This is a genomic window from Diaphorobacter sp. J5-51, from assembly GCF_001023515.1.
GTDB lineage: Bacteria > Pseudomonadota > Gammaproteobacteria > Burkholderiales > Burkholderiaceae_C > Diaphorobacter > Diaphorobacter nitroreducens.
In genome coordinates, this window is the sequence record NZ_JSYI01000001.1 from 1 (window position 1) to 16,881 (window position 16,881).

The 16,881-nt window shown below is 65.9% G+C and carries 17 protein-coding genes, 1 pseudogene and 1 riboswitch; of the genes and pseudogenes, 13 read left to right on the forward strand and 5 right to left on the reverse strand.

Annotated features, from left to right (window positions below):
• Positions 1-40 precede the first annotated feature (40 nt).
• The 4 genes and pseudogenes from OX89_RS00005 to OX89_RS00020 all read left to right on the forward strand — a co-directional run.
• Positions 41-301, forward strand: a pseudogene (locus OX89_RS00005) (transporter substrate-binding domain-containing protein); the annotation flags it as partial.
• A 120-nt stretch (positions 302-421) separates the two neighbouring features.
• On the forward strand, positions 422-1,174 hold the full coding sequence (locus tag OX89_RS00010; protein WP_011804064.1) for an amino acid ABC transporter permease: 753 nt from the start codon (positions 422-424) through the stop codon (positions 1,172-1,174).
• 1 nt (position 1,175) lies between these two features.
• A complete protein-coding gene (locus tag OX89_RS00015; RefSeq protein ID WP_011804065.1) occupies positions 1,176-1,847 on the forward strand; it encodes an amino acid ABC transporter permease in 672 nt (223 codons plus the stop codon).
• 22 nt (positions 1,848-1,869) lie between these two features.
• Entirely contained in the window at positions 1,870-2,607 is a 738-nt protein-coding gene (locus OX89_RS00020) for an amino acid ABC transporter ATP-binding protein (protein WP_011804066.1), read from the forward strand.
• A 283-nt stretch (positions 2,608-2,890) separates the two neighbouring features.
• Here OX89_RS00020 and OX89_RS00025 read toward each other — a convergent pair whose 3' ends face one another.
• Positions 2,891-3,943 (reverse strand): ornithine cyclodeaminase, encoded by a 1,053-nt coding sequence (locus OX89_RS00025; protein ID WP_047349086.1) that lies wholly within the window; start codon positions 3,941-3,943, stop codon positions 2,891-2,893.
• Between the two features lie 112 nt (positions 3,944-4,055).
• Between OX89_RS00025 and OX89_RS00030 the strand changes: the two genes are divergently transcribed.
• Positions 4,056-4,487, forward strand: coding sequence for an Lrp/AsnC family transcriptional regulator (locus tag OX89_RS00030; RefSeq protein WP_047349087.1), 432 nt, complete (start codon positions 4,056-4,058; stop codon positions 4,485-4,487).
• A gap of 25 nt (positions 4,488-4,512) precedes the next feature.
• Here OX89_RS00030 and OX89_RS00035 read toward each other — a convergent pair whose 3' ends face one another.
• The 3 genes from OX89_RS00035 to OX89_RS00045 all read right to left on the reverse strand — a co-directional run bounded on the left by OX89_RS00035 (position 4,513) and on the right by OX89_RS00045 (position 7,745).
• A complete protein-coding gene (locus OX89_RS00035; RefSeq protein ID WP_011804069.1) occupies positions 4,513-5,169 on the reverse strand; it encodes a c-type cytochrome in 657 nt (218 codons plus the stop codon).
• Positions 5,170-5,265: 96 nt separating this feature from the next.
• Positions 5,266-6,102, reverse strand: coding sequence for an HAD-IIB family hydrolase (locus OX89_RS00040; RefSeq protein ID WP_011804070.1), 837 nt, complete (start codon positions 6,100-6,102; stop codon positions 5,266-5,268).
• Positions 6,103-6,119: 17 nt separating this feature from the next.
• Entirely contained in the window at positions 6,120-7,745 is a 1,626-nt protein-coding gene (locus OX89_RS00045) for a peptide chain release factor 3 (protein ID WP_047349088.1), read from the reverse strand.
• Positions 7,746-7,883: 138 nt separating this feature from the next.
• Positions 7,884-7,965, forward strand: a riboswitch (S-adenosyl-L-homocysteine riboswitch).
• 66 nt (positions 7,966-8,031) lie between these two features.
• On the opposite strand from OX89_RS00045, the gene ahcY reads away from it, so the two are divergent.
• The 5 genes from ahcY to OX89_RS00070 all read left to right on the forward strand — a co-directional run bounded on the left by ahcY (position 8,032) and on the right by OX89_RS00070 (position 12,842).
• Complete coding sequence (gene ahcY, locus OX89_RS00050) at positions 8,032-9,462, forward strand: adenosylhomocysteinase (protein WP_011804072.1); 1,431 nt, start codon at positions 8,032-8,034, stop codon at positions 9,460-9,462.
• A gap of 112 nt (positions 9,463-9,574) precedes the next feature.
• Positions 9,575-10,573 (forward strand): TlyA family RNA methyltransferase, encoded by a 999-nt coding sequence (locus OX89_RS00055; RefSeq protein WP_047349089.1) that lies wholly within the window; start codon positions 9,575-9,577, stop codon positions 10,571-10,573.
• Positions 10,570-11,409, forward strand: coding sequence for a methylenetetrahydrofolate reductase [NAD(P)H] (gene metF, locus OX89_RS00060; RefSeq protein ID WP_012655616.1), 840 nt, complete (start codon positions 10,570-10,572; stop codon positions 11,407-11,409). Before OX89_RS00055 ends, metF begins: the two co-directional genes overlap by 4 nt.
• 70 nt (positions 11,410-11,479) lie before the next feature.
• Positions 11,480-12,103 carry a DUF4124 domain-containing protein gene (locus OX89_RS00065; RefSeq protein ID WP_234305462.1) on the forward strand — a complete coding sequence of 208 codons (624 nt, stop codon included), beginning with the start codon at positions 11,480-11,482 and terminating at the stop codon, positions 12,101-12,103.
• 19 nt (positions 12,104-12,122) lie between these two features.
• Positions 12,123-12,842 (forward strand): septal ring lytic transglycosylase RlpA family protein, encoded by a 720-nt coding sequence (locus OX89_RS00070; protein ID WP_047349091.1) that lies wholly within the window; start codon positions 12,123-12,125, stop codon positions 12,840-12,842.
• A 44-nt stretch (positions 12,843-12,886) separates the two neighbouring features.
• Here OX89_RS00070 and OX89_RS00075 read toward each other — a convergent pair whose 3' ends face one another.
• The gene (locus tag OX89_RS00075; protein ID WP_011804077.1) at positions 12,887-13,777 is read right to left on the reverse strand and encodes a 23S rRNA (adenine(2030)-N(6))-methyltransferase RlmJ; all 891 of its coding nucleotides are present in this window, start codon (positions 13,775-13,777) and stop codon (positions 12,887-12,889) included.
• Positions 13,778-13,992: 215 nt separating this feature from the next.
• Between OX89_RS00075 and OX89_RS00080 the strand changes: the two genes are divergently transcribed.
• The 3 genes from OX89_RS00080 (at position 13,993) to rpsI (ending at position 16,865) form a co-directional block, all read left to right on the forward strand.
• Entirely contained in the window at positions 13,993-15,879 is a 1,887-nt protein-coding gene (locus OX89_RS00080; RefSeq protein WP_047349092.1) for a serine/threonine-protein kinase, read from the forward strand.
• A 154-nt stretch (positions 15,880-16,033) separates the two neighbouring features.
• Positions 16,034-16,462, forward strand: a complete 429-nt coding sequence (rplM, locus tag OX89_RS00085; protein ID WP_011804079.1) for a 50S ribosomal protein L13 — start codon at positions 16,034-16,036, stop codon at positions 16,460-16,462.
• A gap of 10 nt (positions 16,463-16,472) precedes the next feature.
• On the forward strand, positions 16,473-16,865 hold the full coding sequence (rpsI, locus tag OX89_RS00090; RefSeq protein ID WP_011804080.1) for a 30S ribosomal protein S9: 393 nt from the start codon (positions 16,473-16,475) through the stop codon (positions 16,863-16,865).
• Positions 16,866-16,881: the final 16 nt, after the last annotated feature.

Consider the following 16,881-nt stretch of genomic DNA (forward strand, 5'->3'; position numbering starts at 1 on the left):
GCGTCCCTGATGCGTTCGAAAAGCACTTTTTCAACGGCCTGTTAAGATCGTGGGCGAAGTGCTGTCGGTGGAGCCCATCGCCTGCATGATCCGCAAGGACGATCCCGCCTTCAAGAAGGCCGTGGACGACTCCATCAAGCGCCAGATTGCCGATGGCTCTCTGGCCAAGCTGTACGACAAGTGGTTCATGCAGCCCATCCCGCCGGCCAACGTGAAGATCGGCCTGCCGCTGTCTGAAGCCACCAAGGAAGCCTGGGCGAATCCGAACGACAAGCCCATGGAGTCGTACGAAGTCAAGTAATCGGCTTGCATTGCATCGCCCCTTCGGCCTCTGGGCCCGAAGGGGCGTTTTTTGTTGTTGCGCCAGCGCCGCCATGTGCCGCCGCGGCAACACGGATCGAAGAATAGAAGGGGTGCTCCTATGAATTGGGATTGGCAGGTGTTCTGCCAGGACACCATTACCCAAGAGGTCGGTCAAAGCTGCTTCGGCAAGAACGGCGACATCACCTACCTCGACTGGATGCTGTCGGCCTGGGGCTGGACGGTATCCGTTTCCTTGCTGTCGCTGGCCGTTGCGCTGGTGGTCGGTTCGCTGGTTGGCACGCTGCGCACGCTGGAAGGCCGCCCATGGACGGTGCGCCTGGGCAATGCCTGGGTCGAGCTGTTTCGCAACATTCCGCTGCTGGTGCACATCTTTGTGTGGTACCACGTGGTGCCGTCGATCTTCCCGGCCATGAAGTCGCTGCCGGGCTTCGTGCTGGTGGTGTTTGCGCTGGGCTTCTTCACCTCGGCGCGTATCGCCGAGCAGGTGCGCTCGGGCATCCAGGCGCTGCCGCGCGGCCAGCGCTATGCGGGCATGGCGCTGGGCTTCACCACGTTCCAGTACTACCGCTACGTGCTGCTGCCGATGGCGTTTCGCATCATCATCCCGCCGCTCACCAGCGAGACCATGAACGTGTTCAAGAACTCGTCGGTGGCGTTTGCCGTTTCGGTGGCCGAGCTGACCATGTTTGCCATGCAGGCGCAGGAAGAGACTTCACGCGGCATCGAGGTGTACCTGGCCGTCACGGCGCTGTACATCATCTCGGCCTTTGCCATCAACCGCATCATGGCGTTCATCGAAAAGCGCACGCGGGTGCCGGGCCTGATTGCCGCAGGCGGGGGAGGACACTGATATGAACCTGAATATCGATTGGTCCTTCTTCACCTGGGAGCTGTTCAGCAACTTCGTGATCAAGGGGCTGTACTTCAGCCTGGTGCTGACGGTGATCGCCACCGTGGGCGGCATCCTGCTGGGCACGGTGCTGGCGCTCATGCGCCTGTCGGGCAAGAAGTGGCTGGACGTGCCGGCCACCATCTATGTCAACGGCATGCGCTCGATTCCGCTGGTGATGGTGATCCTGTGGTTCTTCCTGCTGGTGCCCATGATCATCGGTCGCCCCATCGGCGCCGAGGTGTCGGCGGTGGTGACCTTCATCGCCTTCGAAGCCGCCTACTTCAGCGAAATCATGCGCGCAGGCATCCAGTCCATCCCGCGCGGCCAGGTGTTCGCGGGGCAGGCGCTGGGCATGACCTACGGGCAGAACATGCGCCTGGTGGTGCTGCCGCAGGCCTTCCGCAACATGCTGCCGGTGCTGCTCACGCAGACCATCATCCTGTTCCAGGACACGTCGCTGGTGTACGCCATCGGTGCCTACGACATGCTCAAGGGCTTCGAGATCGCGGGCAAGAACTATGGCCGCCCGATCGAGGCCTACCTGGCCGCGGCCGTGGTCTATTTCATCCTCTGCTACGCGCTGTCCTGGCTGGTCAAGCGCCTGCACAAGAAGATCGCCATCATTCGCTGAAGCGGCGTTCCAAGGAATTGCAATGATTGAACTGAAGAACGTTTCCAAGTGGTACGGCAGCTTCCAGGTGCTCACGGACTGCTCCACGAACATCCAGAAGGGTGAGGTGGTGGTGGTCTGCGGGCCCTCCGGCTCCGGCAAGTCCACCCTCATCAAGACCATCAACGCGCTGGAGCCCTTCCAGAAGGGCGAGATCTTCGTGGACGGCGTGGCCGTGCACGACCCCAAGACCGACCTGCCCAAGCTGCGCAGCCGCGTGGGCATGGTGTTCCAGCACTTCGAGCTGTTCCCCCACCTGTCGGTGACCGAGAACCTGACCATCGCGCAGATCAAGGTGCTGGGCCGCAACCCCACCGACGCCAAGGCGCGCGGCCTGAAGATGCTGGAGCGCGTGGGCTTGACGGCGCACAAGGACAAGTTCCCCGGCCAGCTGTCGGGCGGTCAGCAGCAGCGCGTGGCGATCGCACGCGCACTGTCGATGGACCCCATCGTGATGCTGTTTGACGAGCCGACCTCGGCGCTGGACCCCGAAATGGTGGGCGAGGTGTTGGATGTCATGGTGGGCCTGGCCCAGGAGGGCATGACCATGATGTGCGTGACGCACGAGATGGGCTTCGCGCGCAAGGTGAGCAACCGCGTGATCTTCATGGACGTGGGCGGCAAGATCCTGGAGGACTGCTCGAAGGAGGAATTCTTCGGCAACCCCGAGGCGCGCCAGCCGCGCACCAAGGACTTCCTCAACAAGATCCTGCAGCATTGATTCTGCACACCCCCTGAGGCGCTTCGCGCCTTCCCCCACACTCGCAGCGCTGCGCTGCAGGAGGGGGCGCAGCCGGCGGCAGGGCAGAGCCCGGCCCACGGCTGCCATGGTCCGGGGCGCGCCAGTGGGATGGGCCGTGGCCCAGGCTTGCCCGGGTGGCGTACAAAAGCAAAGGGGCAAAAGGGCAAAAGGGCAAAAGGCGCCATTGGCGCCTTTTGCTTTTATTTTGATAGCTGCTAGCGCTTTATGGATGGGTGTTAGAGCCTGATTTGGCTTGAGGCGGTCAAGCCACGCGCCGCAGCCGCGTGCGGCCTTGGACGCTCGCACCGCGCGTGCGGCCGAACAGGTCCTTGGGGTCGTCTGTGGGCACCAGCTCCACATCCACGCCCAGGCCGCGCGCCTGGGCCTGCTGGTACAGGTAGCGCAGTGCGGAGTAGTCCTCCAGCGCAAAGCCCACGGAATCAAACACCGTGACTTCGTCGGCCCGCGTGCGCCCCGGCGCGTCGCCGCGCAGTACCCGCCAAAGCTCGGTAACGGGATGGTCCGCGGGCAATTGCTGGATCTCGCCCTCCACGCGGCTTTGTGGCTCGTATTCCACGACCACGCGCGCCCCGCGCAGCACATCGGGGTGCAGTTCGGTTTTGCCGGGGCAGTCGCCACCCACGGCATTCAGGTGCATGCCGGGCTCCACCATCGCGGGAGTGAGGATGGTGGCGCGGCTCTTGTCGGCGGTGACCGTGGTCACGATGTCCGCGCCGCGCACGGCCTCGGCCGTGCTGGCGGCGCGCTCCACGGTGAGGTCATCGACATGCGCCAGGTTGCGCACCAGCTTGTCGGTGGCGGCGGGGTCCGTGTCGTACACCCGCAGTTCGCGGATGCCCAGCAACGCGTGGAAGGCCAGGGCCTGGAATTCCGCCTGTGCGCCGTTGCCGATCAGCGCCATGCGGCGGCTGCCGGGTCGTGCAAGCGCCTGCGCCGCCAGCGCCGACGTGGCAGCGGTGCGCAGCGCCGTGGTCAGCGTCAGCTCCGACAGCAGCAGCGGATAGCCGGTACGGACCTCCGCCAGCACGCCGAAGGCCATCACTGTGGGCAGTCCGCCGGCAGGGTTGCCGGGATGGCCGTTCACATACTTGAAGCTATAGAGCGCATCGTCAGCCACGGGCATCAGCTCAATCACGCCGCGCGGGCTGTGGCTGGCCGTGCGGGCGGACTTGTCAAAAGACTCCCAGCGCAGGAAGTCGGCGCGAAGCTCGGTCGCCAGCTCGGTCATGCAGCGTGCGGCACCCCGTTCATGCACGAAGGCAGCAAGGGTCGGCAAATCAATGAGGCGTGTCATGGTGTCGGTCCAACGTGTTTCCCCATTGTGGACAGGCCCTGCGCTTGCGGCCAGCCTGCAAACTGCTCAATAAGCGCAAAAAACTGGCGTTTCGCCAGCAACCCGTGGCACTATGCGCAACATGGACGACGTCGACCGCGAGATCATTGCGCTGCTGCGTGCGGATGCCCGCATGCCGGTGGCGGCGCTCGCCGTACGTCTGCGCGTGGCCCGCGGCACCGTTCAGAACCGCCTGCGCCGGCTGGAGGAAGAGGGCGTCATCGTCGGCTACGCCGTGCGGCTGCGCCCCGAGTCGGAGCCCCACCGGATCCGCGCCTGGATGAGCATTGCAGTGCAAGGGAACGCGGCGCCTGACGTGATTCGCGCCCTGCGTGGAGAGCCGCTGGTTGGCGCGCTGCACAGTACCAACGGCCGCTGGGACATCGTGGCCGAGCTGCACGCGCAGAGCCTGGAGGAATTCGACCTGGCGCTCACGCGCATTCGGCTCACGCCGGGCATCGCGCGCACCGAAACCAGCATCCTGCTGTCCACGTACAAGCTGTGATCGTCCCGCCCGAGCGGGCGGTGCTTCATTGCATCGACGAGACGTACGCCACCAGCGACTCGATGTCGGCGTCCGTGAGGAGCTTGGTGTTGGGCGTCATGATCGAATTGGCGCGCGTGTTTGGGCCGTCGCGGTAACGCTTGAGAGTGCTGCGCAGGTAGTCGGTCTGCTGGCCGGCAATGCGTGCGATCTGGTCGTTGCCCCGGCCCATGTCGCCATGGCAGCGAAAACAGTTCTTGCCGAAGATCTCCTGCCCCTTGGCCAGCAGCGCTGCGTCCGCCACGGGTTTGGGAGTGACGGGCTGCGCGGCGTAGAAGAGCACCATGCCGATCTTCTCGTCGCTGTTCATCGCGCGGATCATGCCTTCCATGAACTCGTAGCGGCGGCGCCCGTCCGCGAACTGCCGCACCTGCTCGAGCAGATAGGCCGGGTTCTGGCCCGCGAGGTTGGGTACCGAGGGTTTGGTGCTGTTGCCTCCGTCGCCATGGCAGTTGGCGCACACCGCCGAGACCTTGCGGCCCACCTTGTAGAGTTCGTCGGCCAGCTTGGGGTCCGCCATGGCTTGCTGCAAGCGCGTGTCGATGTCCACCTTGCTGCGGCCGGCCTGGGCCATCGCCGCGGGTTGCCACGCCAGCCCGGCGAACAACGCCAGCGCCAGCATTGCGGGAATGCGCCTTGCCATGGTGTAACCCTTTTTATGAAAAGGGTCATTCTAGAAGGCCAGCTGTGAAGCCCCCGTGGCGTTTTGGTAGTGCAGCGCGCACCTGGACGGTCGATGTCAGCGATCGTTGATGGCGAGCAAGGATTGCGCAAGTTCTGCAAACCCTGCCCCGCGCTCGCCCTGCGTCACATAGCGCGGCAGATGCTGCAGTTGGGGCACGAAACGCGCAATATTGGCCACACCCACGCTGTGCGGGAAGTGCGCAAACATGAGCTGGTCATTGGTGGAGTCACCGATGTAGACCCAGCGCTCCAGCTCGGCGTCCAGATCACGCCCGAACAGCTCGCGCACGATCCAGCGCGCACCCTCCAGCTTGTTGTGCGCGCCGAACCAGCCATTGATGTGGATGCTGCTCACCGTGGCGTTCATGCCCGCGGCATGCATCAGCGCCACCGCCTGATCGATGGCCGCCTGGGGCAGGTGCGTGAATTCACTGTGGTCGATGGCGATGTCCGTCTCGCGCCCCGGCGAGTCGGTGGCGCGCCGGGCGCCGGGCACGGCGGCTTCAATCTCGGCCAGCACCTGTTGCATGCGCGCGAAGTTGGAGGCGCGCGTGGCGGCGTCCTGTTGATACAACTTTAATAGCTGCTCGCGCTTATCGCACGGGGACTGTAGGCCATTTGGGGCAAAATTTCGGGACGCCCGCAGCAGCGCCACCGCACCGTTCTCAGCAACGATGCTGTCCACCGGCCAGGCAGCGGCAAAAGGCTCGCTCCAGCCCACCGGCCGGCCCGTGATCGGAATGACGTGCAGCCCTGCGGCTTTCAGGTCGGCCAGCGCCTGCAGGGCATCGGCGGTGATGGCGCCATCGGTGGTCAGGGTGTCGTCGATGTCGGTGAGCACGCCGGTGATGCACGTGCGCGCCAACTCGTCCCATGAGGCAAGAGGGTGCATGGCGGATGGGGGTCGCGTCAACTGTTCTGCAACGCCAACCCCGCATGCTCCCGCAGCGGATGGAAGTGAATCTTCGGGAACCGCTCCTGCGCCAGCCGTACGTCATATGGGCTCGTGCACAGATAGGCCAGCGTGTCCGCCGCATCGCGCGCCATGCGCATGGGGTAGGCGTTCTCGAACTCGCGCAGTTCGGCCGGCGTGTCGGCGGTGATCCAGCGGGCTCCCGTGTACTGGCAGGCTTCCAGACGGATGTCGCAGTCGTATTCGGTGTTCAGACGGTGCTGCACCACTTCGAACTGCAGCTGGCCCACGGCACCCAGCAGCATGTTGCCGCCGGCCTCGGGCTTGAAGACCTGGATGGCGCCTTCCTCGCCCAATTGCATCAGGCCCTGCTGCAGTTGCTTGGTGCGCAGCGGGTTCTTCAGCACCACGGTCATGAACATCTCGGGTGCGAAGAACGGCAGGCCGGTGAACTGCAGGTTGGCGCCGTCGGTGATGGTGTCGCCCAGCTGCACGCCGCCGTGCGTGGTGAAGCCGATGATGTCGCCGGCGTAGGCCTCTTCCACCGCCTCGCGGCGCTGGCTCATGAAGGTGACCACGCTGGTGGGGCGCAGTTCCTTGGCGGTGCGCTGCACCTTGAGCTTCATGCCGGGCGTGTACTTGCCGCTGGCCACGCGCACGAAGGCGATGCGGTCGCGGTGGTTGGCGTCCATGTTGGCCTGCACCTTGAACACCACGCCCGAAAAGCCTTCGTCTTCGGGCAGGATGGTCTTCTCGACGGTCTGCTTGTTGACGACGAGCGAGCTCTTGCGCGGGCCGGGCGGGGGCGACATGTCCACCACCGCATCCAGCACTTCCATCACGCCGAAGTTGTTCACGCCCGAGCCGAAGAACACCGGTGTGAGCTTGCCGGCCAGGAAGGCTTCATGGTCCCAGGGCGCCGAGGCACCTTGCGCCAGCTCCATGCTTTCCAGTGCGTCGTCAAAGGCCTGACCGAAGCGCGCGCGCAGCTTGTCGGCGTCGGAAAGAGGAATGACCTCGAAGTCCTGCGGGCGCTTTTCGCTGCCGGGCTGGAAGACCGTCATGCTTTGCGTGCGCAGGTTGATGATGCCGCCGAAGCTCTTGCCCTGGCCCACGGGCCAGGTGATGGGGCAGCAGGGCATGCCCAGCTCACGCTCCACCTCGTCGAGGATGTCCAGCGGGTCGCGCACCTCGCGGTCCATCTTGTTGACGAAGGTGATGATGGGCGTGTCGCGCTGGCGGCAGACCTCGATCAGGCGGCGCGTCTGCGCCTCCACGCCGTTGGCCGCGTCGATCACCATCAGGGCCGAATCGACGGCCGTGAGCACGCGGTAGGTGTCTTCCGAGAAGTCCTTGTGGCCCGGCGTGTCCAGCAGGTTGATGACATGGTCGCGGTAGCTCATCTGCATCACGCTCGACGCCACCGAGATGCCGCGCTGCTTCTCGATCTCCATCCAGTCGGACGTGGCGTGGCGGCTGGCCTTGCGGCCCTTCACGGCGCCGGCGATCTGGATGGCGCCGGAGAACAGCAGCAGCTTTTCCGTCAGCGTGGTCTTGCCGGCGTCGGGGTGGGAGATGATGGCAAAAGTCCGGCGGCGCCGGGTTTCTGGGGCGTACGACACAGTGATTCTGGGTGAGGGCCGCGCGGTGCGCTGCGGCCGGTGCGAGAAGAGGCGGGCGCACCCTGCGGGAGCGCCCTGGCATTGGGCGGGGATTCTACGGCGCGGCGCGTGGTGCGGGGGCGCCGGTATAATCTTGCACTTTCCGAGGAGCGTTGCAGCGTCCCCAGCACGGCGGGGCGCGAGGCTCGGAAGTCATACCCAGCAACGACGCTCACCCACGCCTTGCGGTGCGGTGAGCCCCATCCCCCAGGCGCGGTTTTTTCAGATACCCATCAAGGAAACCACCATGAGCGCTGTTCTCAAGTCCCCAGCCGACTCCGCGATTGCCGATATCTCCCTGGCCGACTGGGGCCGCAAGGAAATCCGCATTGCCGAGACCGAGATGCCCGGCCTGATGGCCATCCGCGAGGAATTCGCGGCCAAGCAGCCCCTGAAGGGCGCACGCATCACCGGCTCGCTGCACATGACCATCCAGACGGCCGTGCTGATCGAGACCCTCAAGGCCCTGGGCGCCGACGTGCGCTGGGCCTCGTGCAACATCTTCTCCACGCAGGACCACGCCGCCGCCGCGATTGCCGCCACGGGCACGCCGGTGTTCGCCATCAAGGGCGAAACCCTGGTGGACTACTGGGACTACACCCACCGCATCTTCGACTTCGGCCCCAAGGGCAGCGAGGGCGAAGGCCCGAACATGATCCTGGACGATGGCGGCGACGCCACGCTGCTGATGCACCTGGGCAAGCGCGCTGAAAAGGACGCTTCCGTGCTGGCCCACCCCGGCAGCGAGGAAGAGCGCATCCTGTTCGCCGCCATCAAGGCCAAGCTGGCCGAGGACAGCACCTGGTACAGCCGCAAGAGCGCCCAGATCATCGGCGTGACCGAAGAGACCACCACCGGCGTGCACCGCCTCAAGGAAATGTCGGCCAAGGGCACGCTGCTGTTCCGTGCGATCAACGTGAACGATTCGGTGACCAAGTCCAAATTCGACAACCTGTACGGCTGCCGCGAGTCGCTGGTGGACGGCATCAAGCGCGCCACCGACGTGATGATTGCCGGCAAGGTGGCCGTGGTGGCGGGCTATGGCGACGTGGGCAAGGGCTCGGCCCAGGCGCTGCGCGCCCTGAGCGCCCAGGTGTGGGTGACCGAGATCGACCCCATCAATGCCCTGCAGGCTGCCATGGAAGGCTTCAAGGTCGTGACCATGGAGTGGGCCGCCGACAAGGCCGACATCTTCGTGACCACCACGGGCAACCGCGACGTCATTACCTTCGAGCACATGAAGGCGATGAAGGACCAGGCCATCGTCTGCAACATCGGCCACTTCGATAACGAGATCCAGGTCGCCAAGCTCGAAGAGCACTGCCAGTGGGAAGAAATAAAGCCCCAGGTCGACCATGTGATCTTCCCGGACGGCAAGCGCATCATCCTGCTGGCCAAGGGCCGCCTGGTGAACCTGGGCTGCGGCACGGGCCACCCCAGCTTCGTGATGTCCAACTCGTTCGCCAACCAGACGATCGCGCAGATCGAGTTGTTCACCCACCCCGAGGGCTACGACGTGGGCAAGGTCTACGTGCTGCCCAAGCACCTGGACGAGAAGGTGGCGCGCCTGCACCTGAAGAAGGTGGGCGCCATGCTGACCGAGCTGAGCGACGAGCAGGCCGCCTACATCGGCGTGCCGAAGCAGGGCCCCTACAAGCCCGACACCTACCGCTATTGATTGTTAAAAAGCATAGCTGCTTGCGCTTGCCAGTAGTCGTTTTCAGCATGAAAAATTGCTGAAATTGGCTCGCTGCAAGCGCTGCCAGCTATCGATATGAGAGGATAGCGCGATGCGCGCGGACGTATTTCTGGTGGAAGGCGGCTACGCGGCCACCCGGTCGCAGGCCCAGCGGTTGATTGCCGCCGGCGTGCAGTGGCGCCTGGCGCCCACGCTGCCGTGGCAGAAGGTGGCCAAGAACGGCGACGACATTCCTGCGGGGGTCGAGGTGCAGCTGCTGGACGCTGCGGAGGCCAAGTACCTCTCGCGCGGCGGCCTCAAGCTTGAAGGCGCGCTGGCGGCCACGGGCATGCAAGTGGCTGGCCTGCGCTGCCTGGACGTGGGGCAGAGCACCGGCGGTTTCACCGACTGCCTGCTGGCACATGGCGCCGCCCAGGTGATTGGCGTGGACGTGGGCCACGGCCAGTTGCACGAGCGGCTGCGCGCCGACCCGCGGGTGGTCTGCGTGGAAGGCGTGAATGCCCGGGCCCTCACGCCCGAGGCGTTGCAGGACGCCTGCGACGTGGCGCTGTCCGAAGTCATCGAGGACGCGGAAGACAACGACACCCAGCCCCAGGCCCCCTACGCCTGGATGCGCAACGGCGGCATGGTGGACGATGAGTACGACGACAGCGACGACGCCAAGGAGCATGAGATCGAGAGCTTCAAGGCCGAGCGCGCCGCCAAGGCCAAGGCACGCGCCGAGGGCTCATTGCCCGTGCAGCGCCGCCGCCGTCCCGGGTGCGAGGACGTGGACATCACGCCGGCGTTCGATCTCGTCACCGGCGACTTGTCCTTCATCTCGCTCACGCTGGTGCTGCCTGCGCTGGTGCCGCTGTTGAAAGAGCAGGGCCAGCTGTTGATGCTGGTCAAGCCGCAGTTTGAGTTGCAGCCCGGCCAAGTGGGCAAGGGCGGCATCGTGCGCGATGCGCAGCTGTATCCGCAGGTGGAGCAGCGCATCCGTGACTGCTGCGCGGAGCTGGGGCTGCACGTGGTGGCCTGGATCGATAGCCCCATCGAGGGGGGCGACGGCAACCGCGAGTTCTTCATCCATGCAAGGAGGAAGGCATGAGCCTTTCCACGGCCTTTCCGGTCAGCTTTGAATTCTTCCCGCCCAAGACGCCCGAGGGCGCCGACAAACTGCGCGCCGTGCGCCAGCAGCTGTATGCGCGCCGGCCCGAGTTCTGCTCCGTCACCTACGGCGCGGGGGGCTCCACGCAGGCGGGCACCTTCGGCACGGTGCGCGAGATCCTCGCCGAGGGCGTGAGCGCGGCCTCGCACTTCTCGTGCATCGGCGCCACCAAGGACGGCGTGCGCGCGCAGCTCGCCGAGCTGAAAGCCATGGGCGTGAAGCGCCTGGTTGCGCTGCGCGGCGACCTGCCCAGTGGCTACGGCATCGGGGGCGAGTTCCATTACGCGAGCGATCTGGTGGCGTTCATCCGCGCCGAGACGGGGCGCGACTTCCACATCGAGGTGGCAGCCTACCCCGAGGTCCATCCCCAGGCACGTTCGTCTGATGCCGACCTGCAGGCCTTTGCCACCAAGGTGCGCGCGGGCGCCGACTCGGCCATCACACAGTACTTCTTCAATGCCGACGCCTACCTGCGCTTCGTGCAGGACGTGCGCCGCCTGGGGCTGGACGTGCCCGTGGTGCCGGGCATCATGCCGATCATGGGCGCGTCGCAGCTGCTGCGCTTTTCGGACGCCTGCGGCGCCGAGATCCCGCGCTGGATCCGCCTGCGCCTGCAGGGCTATGGTGACGATGTGGCGAGCATTCGCGCCTTCGGCCTGGATGTCGTCACGCACCTGTGCGAGCAACTGCGCCGCGAGGGCGTGCCGGGCCTGCACTTCTACACCATGAACCAGAGCGCGGCCACGTTGGAAATCTGCGACCGCCTGGGGCTCTGAAGCAGCGGGGATGGGTAATATCGGCAGCTTTTTCCCGTCCTCTTCCTCCTATCCCCTGCGCGTTTGCGGTATGAGTCCCGTCATTGCCTCCCTGCTGTTCACCACGCTGTCGCTTGCGATGGCATCGCCCGCGTCGGCGCAGACGCGCTATTCCTGCCGCGACGAGCAGGGCGCCGTCTACACCCTGGCGCGCCCGTGCCCGAAAGGCATGGTGACCAGCGCCGTCTCGGCGGGGCCGGTGGAGCCGCGTGCAGAGCCCCGCAGCTATGCGCCCGCTCCGTCCCGGCGCAGCAGTGCGATGCGCGAGGTGCCGGAATACGAGAGCTACATGAGCGGGCGCTGCCGCACGCTGCAAAACAGCATCCGCGGGGCATCGGCCAACGGCTCCAGCTACGACGTCATCGCAGGCATGCAGCGCGAATACCGGCGCGACTGCAGCGACGAGGAGAGCGATGCCGCCTCGCGCTACTACCGCGAGCGCCGCGAGGCACGCAGCCAGCGCCGCACAGAGCGCGAGCGCGAGGAACAAGCCCAACTGGCGCAGGAGGAGCAGGAAAGCCGCAAGGCGCTGCAATGCGCGGAGTCCAAGCGCATCCTGGCCGCCAAGAGAGCGCGCACCGACCTGACACCGGGTGAACGCAATGATCTGCGCCGTTTTGAGACCAACGTCATCACCCGCTGCGGCGACTTCTGACCCTTTGCATCCCGGCCGCATGGGACGGTGGTTGGCCGGCGTGCTGTTGGCGGCCGTGCTGGCGGGTTGCGCGGCGCCACCCGCCGATGCGCCCCCTGTAATAGCACATGGCCCGTCGCAGGCACTGCCGGGACCGGCGGGCGCGCAGGCGGACAGCCCACCGGACTCCGGTGTATCGGCCCCGCCGCGGGCTCGCAAGGAGGGCAGGGTGCGCTCGGCACCGTCTTCTCCGCGTGAAGCCGATACCGCCATCGAGCGCGGCCGCGAAGACGAGGAAGAAAGCGGCGTGCTGCTCGGGCGCGGGCTGGCCTCCTGGTACGGCGGCAGCCTGCATGGCCGGCGCACGGCCAGCGGCGAGCGTTTTGACCGTGGGGAACTCACCGCCGCGCACCGCACGTTGCCTTTCGGGGCGCGGGTGTGCGTGCGCAGCCTGGTCAACGGCAAGGTGGTGGTGGTGGTGCGCGTCAATGATCGCGGACCGTTCGCGCCAGGCCGGGTCATCGACCTGAGCCAGGCCGCGGCGCAGGAACTGGGCATGGTGGGCTTGGGCATCAAGCCCGCGGAGATCTGGCACATGGGGCCGGACGACGACAGCTGCCCCGAAGATCTGCCGGAGCTGGACCCGTCGTCCACGCCCGCAGCCTCGCCGGCCGCTGCTCCAGCGGGCGCCGCGCAAGCGCGCACAAATCAGGGCGCTGCGCGCACTACTCCCCGCAAGAGCCGGGCCCGGCGGCGCTAAACCACGGCATCCCAGGGATCGTGCGGGCGCCGCTGCCCCGGGGCTTAACCCACCTCCAGCGTGTGGGACGCGTTGCGGTCCTGGGCCAGCAATTGCGCCATCTGCGGCAACGCCTCGCGCAGCACGCCCTGCAGCGTGAAGGGAGGGTTGACCACGAACATGCCGCTGGCCGGCAGGCCGGGCCGGCGCGCGCCTTCGCCGGCCGCAGGGGAGGCCAGTTTGCTGGATTTCACGGTCAGCGTCGCATGCAGCCAGGGCTTGCCCGCCTTCTGGGCCAGCGTCTTGAGCCGGCGCGGCAGATCGTGCGCCTCCGCCCGCGGAATGATGGGGTACCAGACGGCATACACGCCGGTCGCAAAGCGCTTCAGCGCATCCTGTAACAGCGCCTGCACGCGCAGGTAGTCGCTCTTGATTTCATAGCTGGGATCGCACAGTACAAGCGCGCGGCGGGCCGGTGGGGGGATGAACTTCTTGACGCCCTCAAAACCGTCCTCCTGCAGCACGGCCACCTGCCTGCCTGCTTCAAGCTGGGCTATGTTGCCGGCGAGGGAGCGGGCGTCGGTGGGGTGCAGCTCGAACAGTTTGAGCTTGTCCTGGGCGCGCAAGAGGCGCTGCGTGATGAAGGGCGAGCCGGGGTAGACGCGCGTGGCATCGCCCTGGTTGAAGGCGCGCACCATGTCCACGTAGTCCTGCAGCGCGGGTGCCAGGGCGGGAAGAGCCGCTGGCGGCACGAGGCGCAGGATGCCGTCCGCGGATTCGGCGCTGGTGGAGGCATAGTCTCCGTCGAGCCGGTACAGGCCCGCGCCGGCGTGGGTGTCCAGAACGGTCAGGGCCGCGTCTTTCTGTAGAAGGTGTTGCAAGGTGGCAATGAGCACCGTGTGCTTGAGCACATCGGCGTGGTTGCCTGCGTGGAAGGCGTGGCGGTAACTGAACATGCACCCAATGGTAACCAGCGCCATCGCGGGCACAATGCGGGTCCGCTTGGTACGGGAAGTGATGTTTTTGGCAGACAGGATGCGCTTTGTTGCGCGTCGGCCTGGCTGCCTGGCGCATCATGGCGTCCGCTGCGGCGTGCCGCGGTGCTTCCTCCGCTTCCTCGTTAGACTTCGCTGCCCTCGCTGATCCGCATCCCTTGTCCGCAACGCCCTCCATGTCTTCGCTCCCCCCCCGCTTCACGCCCGCCAGCGTCGCGCACCACGTCGACGCCCTCCCGGCGGGCACCCGGTTGGGAGAGTTCGAGATCGTGGCGCTGCTGGGCGTGGGTGGCTTCGGCATGGTGTACCAGGCGTTCGACCATTCCCTGCTGCGTTTCGTCGCGATCAAGGAATACATGCCTGCCGCCCTGGCGGGCCGCGCGGACGGGCATTCGCTCTGGGTGCGTTCCTCGTCGGACGAGCAGTCTTTCCAGGCGGGCCTGGCCTCGTTCGTGGACGAGGCGCGCCTGCTGGCGCAGTTCGACCATCCCTCGCTGGTGAAGGTCTTCCGGTTCTGGGAAGCCAATCACACGGCCTACATGGTCATGCCCCTGTACAGCGGCTTGACCCTCAAGCAGGCGCGCGCGCACATGCGCACGCCGCCCCCCGAGGAATGGCTGCGCAAGGTGTTGTGGTCGGTCACCAGCGCGTTGCGGGTGCTGCACGAAGGACAGACGCTGCACCGTGACATCTCGCCGGACAACATCTTCCTGCAGGACCATGGCCCACCAGTGCTGCTGGACCTCGGCGCCGCGCGGCATGCGATCAGCGACCGGGACCAGAAGCACACGGCCGTGCTCAAAGTCAACTACGCGCCCATAGAGCAGTACACGGACGCGGCACCGCACCTGCACCAAGGGCCGTGGAGCGACCTGTATTCGCTGGGCGCCGTCGTGCATGGCTGTCTGTGCAACGACACGCCGTTGCCCGCCACCTTGCGCGCCATACGTGACCGCATGGTGTCGTTCTCCCGCGTAGCACGCACGGTGCGCAAGCAGTTCGGCGTGGAATACTCGCGTCCGTTCGTCGATGCGGTGTCGCAATGCCTGGCGCTGCAGCCGCAGGACCGTCCGCAATCGATCGACGCGTTCCTGCAGACGATGGGCATGACGGCTGCGCCCGCGGGACTGGACGGATTCGACTTCCGTGCCGAACTGGGCGCCATCTGGGTGGAGCCCTCGAGCAAGGATGCGCAGGGCGTGGCAGTCCCGATGATCGACCTCACGGCGATGTCGCAGCCGCAGGATTCCCGGCCGCAGGCCGCCACCGTTGTGGCGGCGCCGGCTAGCGCGCCGGCAGACCTCATGGTGTCACCCGTGGAGCCTGCGACCGTGTTTGCGGAAACCGTTGCCGATGCGGGCGACACGCAGGCCTTCGCAGATACGCGCGAGATGCCGCAACATGACGCGCCGACCGGTACACGCCACCCGACGCACGCGCGCGCACCCCGCCCCCAGAAGGCTGCACGCCATGCATCAGCCCCCCGTGTTGTCAGAGCAGGCCATGGCGGACGGGCACGCCTGGTGTGGGGTATGGCTGCCTCCCTGGCGCTGCTGGTCATCGCCAGCAGTCCGTGGTGGGGAGGCCGGGAGAGCACGCCGCGGTATACGCCCGAAAACGAGATCATCACGGAACTTGCGTCACCAGCGCCAGCACCGGAGCCGGCAGAGGTGGTGATGGTGTCGCATGAGGCGGCGGACCCCGCGTCCGCGCCAATGGCAGTGCAGCAAGAGGCTGCGTCGGTGGCTGAGGCCCGGCCGGCGGTCGTTTCCAAACCCCGGCTTGTGCGCAAGGCTGCCGAGGCGACCGCGCCTGCCCCAGCGCCCGCCCCTGTGGCTCCGGCTCCCGAGCCAGCGCCGCCTCCCCCTGCGCCGTCACGCCCTGCGGTGCCCGCAAGGGTGCTCGGGCCTGACGAGGCCTGCGAGGCATCCAGTTTCTTTGCTCGCCCGTTGTGCATTCACGAGCAATGCCAGAAGCCGGGGCTGGCCAACCATCCCGTTTGCGTGGAAAACCGCCGCCGGCAGGAAGCCGAGGAGCGCAGGCGACAGCTTTACTCGCAGTAGGGCACTGCGCAGCGGTCGATTTTGTATAATGGCCGGCTTCGCAGCGATTTTTAGGTCCCGCGGCGAAGCGCGACATCCCACCTAAGAGGCTTTCATCAGAAAAGCACCGACCGTGGAAAAGGACCGCCAAACCACCTCTAGAAAAGAGAAACTCATGTCCACATTCAGCGCAAAGCCCGCTGAGGTCGTGCACGAGTGGTTTGTGATTGACGCCACCGACAAGGTGCTCGGCCGGGTAGCCAGCGAAGTTGCCCTCCGTCTGCGCGGCAAACACAAAGCCATTTACACGCCTCACGTTGATACCGGCGACTACATCGTCATCATCAACGCCTCCAAGCTCAAGGTCACCGGCACCAAGTCCCTGGACAAGGTGTACTACCGCCACTCGGGTTATCCCGGCGGTATCACGGCCACGAACTTCCGCGATCTGCAAGCCAAGCACCCCGGCCGCGCGCTGGAAAAGGCCGTCAAGGGCATGCTGCCCAAGGGCCCGCTCGGCTACGCCATGATCAAGAAGCTCAAGGTGTACGGCGGCGCGGAACATCCGCACACCGCTCAGCAGCCTAAAGCGCTGGAAATCTAAGGAGCCTTGAATGATTGGTGAATGGAACAATGGCACCGGCCGTCGCAAGTCCAGCGTCGCCCGCGTGTTTCTGAAGAAGGGTTCCGGCAAGATCACTGTGAATGGCAAAGACATTCAGCAGTACTTCGGCCGCGAAACCTCGATCATGATTGCCAAGCAACCCCTGGCGTTGACCAACCATGTCGAAACCTTCGACATCCAGATCAACGTGCACGGCGGTGGTGAATCCGGCCAGGCTGGCGCTGCCCGCCACGGCATCACCCGCGCTCTGATCGACTACGACGCGACGCTGAAGCCCGCACTGAGCCAAGCCGGCTTCGTGACGCGTGATGCTCGTGAAGTCGAACGTAAGAAGGTCGGTCTGCACTCCGCACGCCGCGCCAAGCAGTTCTCGAAGCGCTAAGCCTCGGCCACTGCCT

Bases quoted from the DNA above. Each gene is read 5' to 3' on its own strand.
- rpsI (WP_011804080.1), top strand. From the start codon at position 16,473: ATGATTGGTGAATGGAACAATGGCACCGGCCGTCGCAAGTCCAGCGTC.
- OX89_RS00065 (WP_234305462.1), top strand. From the start codon at position 11,480: ATGAGTCCCGTCATTGCCTCCCTGCTGTTCACCACGCTGTCGCTTGCG.
- OX89_RS00025 (WP_047349086.1), bottom strand. From the start codon at position 3,943: ATGACACGCCTCATTGATTTGCCGACCCTTGCTGCCTTCGTGCATGAA.
- OX89_RS00070 (WP_047349091.1), top strand. From the start codon at position 12,123: ATGGGACGGTGGTTGGCCGGCGTGCTGTTGGCGGCCGTGCTGGCGGGT.
- OX89_RS00010 (WP_011804064.1), top strand. From the start codon at position 422: ATGAATTGGGATTGGCAGGTGTTCTGCCAGGACACCATTACCCAAGAG.
- OX89_RS00080 (WP_047349092.1), top strand. From the start codon at position 13,993: ATGTCTTCGCTCCCCCCCCGCTTCACGCCCGCCAGCGTCGCGCACCAC.
- OX89_RS00040 (WP_011804070.1), bottom strand. From the start codon at position 6,102: ATGCACCCTCTTGCCTCATGGGACGAGTTGGCGCGCACGTGCATCACC.
- OX89_RS00020 (WP_011804066.1), top strand. From the start codon at position 1,870: ATGATTGAACTGAAGAACGTTTCCAAGTGGTACGGCAGCTTCCAGGTG.
- OX89_RS00035 (WP_011804069.1), bottom strand. From the start codon at position 5,169: ATGGCAAGGCGCATTCCCGCAATGCTGGCGCTGGCGTTGTTCGCCGGG.
- rplM (WP_011804079.1), top strand. From the start codon at position 16,034: ATGTCCACATTCAGCGCAAAGCCCGCTGAGGTCGTGCACGAGTGGTTT.
- metF (WP_012655616.1), top strand. From the start codon at position 10,570: ATGAGCCTTTCCACGGCCTTTCCGGTCAGCTTTGAATTCTTCCCGCCC.
- ahcY (WP_011804072.1), top strand. From the start codon at position 8,032: ATGAGCGCTGTTCTCAAGTCCCCAGCCGACTCCGCGATTGCCGATATC.
- OX89_RS00015 (WP_011804065.1), top strand. From the start codon at position 1,176: ATGAACCTGAATATCGATTGGTCCTTCTTCACCTGGGAGCTGTTCAGC.
- OX89_RS00055 (WP_047349089.1), top strand. From the start codon at position 9,575: ATGCGCGCGGACGTATTTCTGGTGGAAGGCGGCTACGCGGCCACCCGG.
- OX89_RS00075 (WP_011804077.1), bottom strand. From the start codon at position 13,777: ATGTTCAGTTACCGCCACGCCTTCCACGCAGGCAACCACGCCGATGTG.
- OX89_RS00030 (WP_047349087.1), top strand. From the start codon at position 4,056: ATGCGCAACATGGACGACGTCGACCGCGAGATCATTGCGCTGCTGCGT.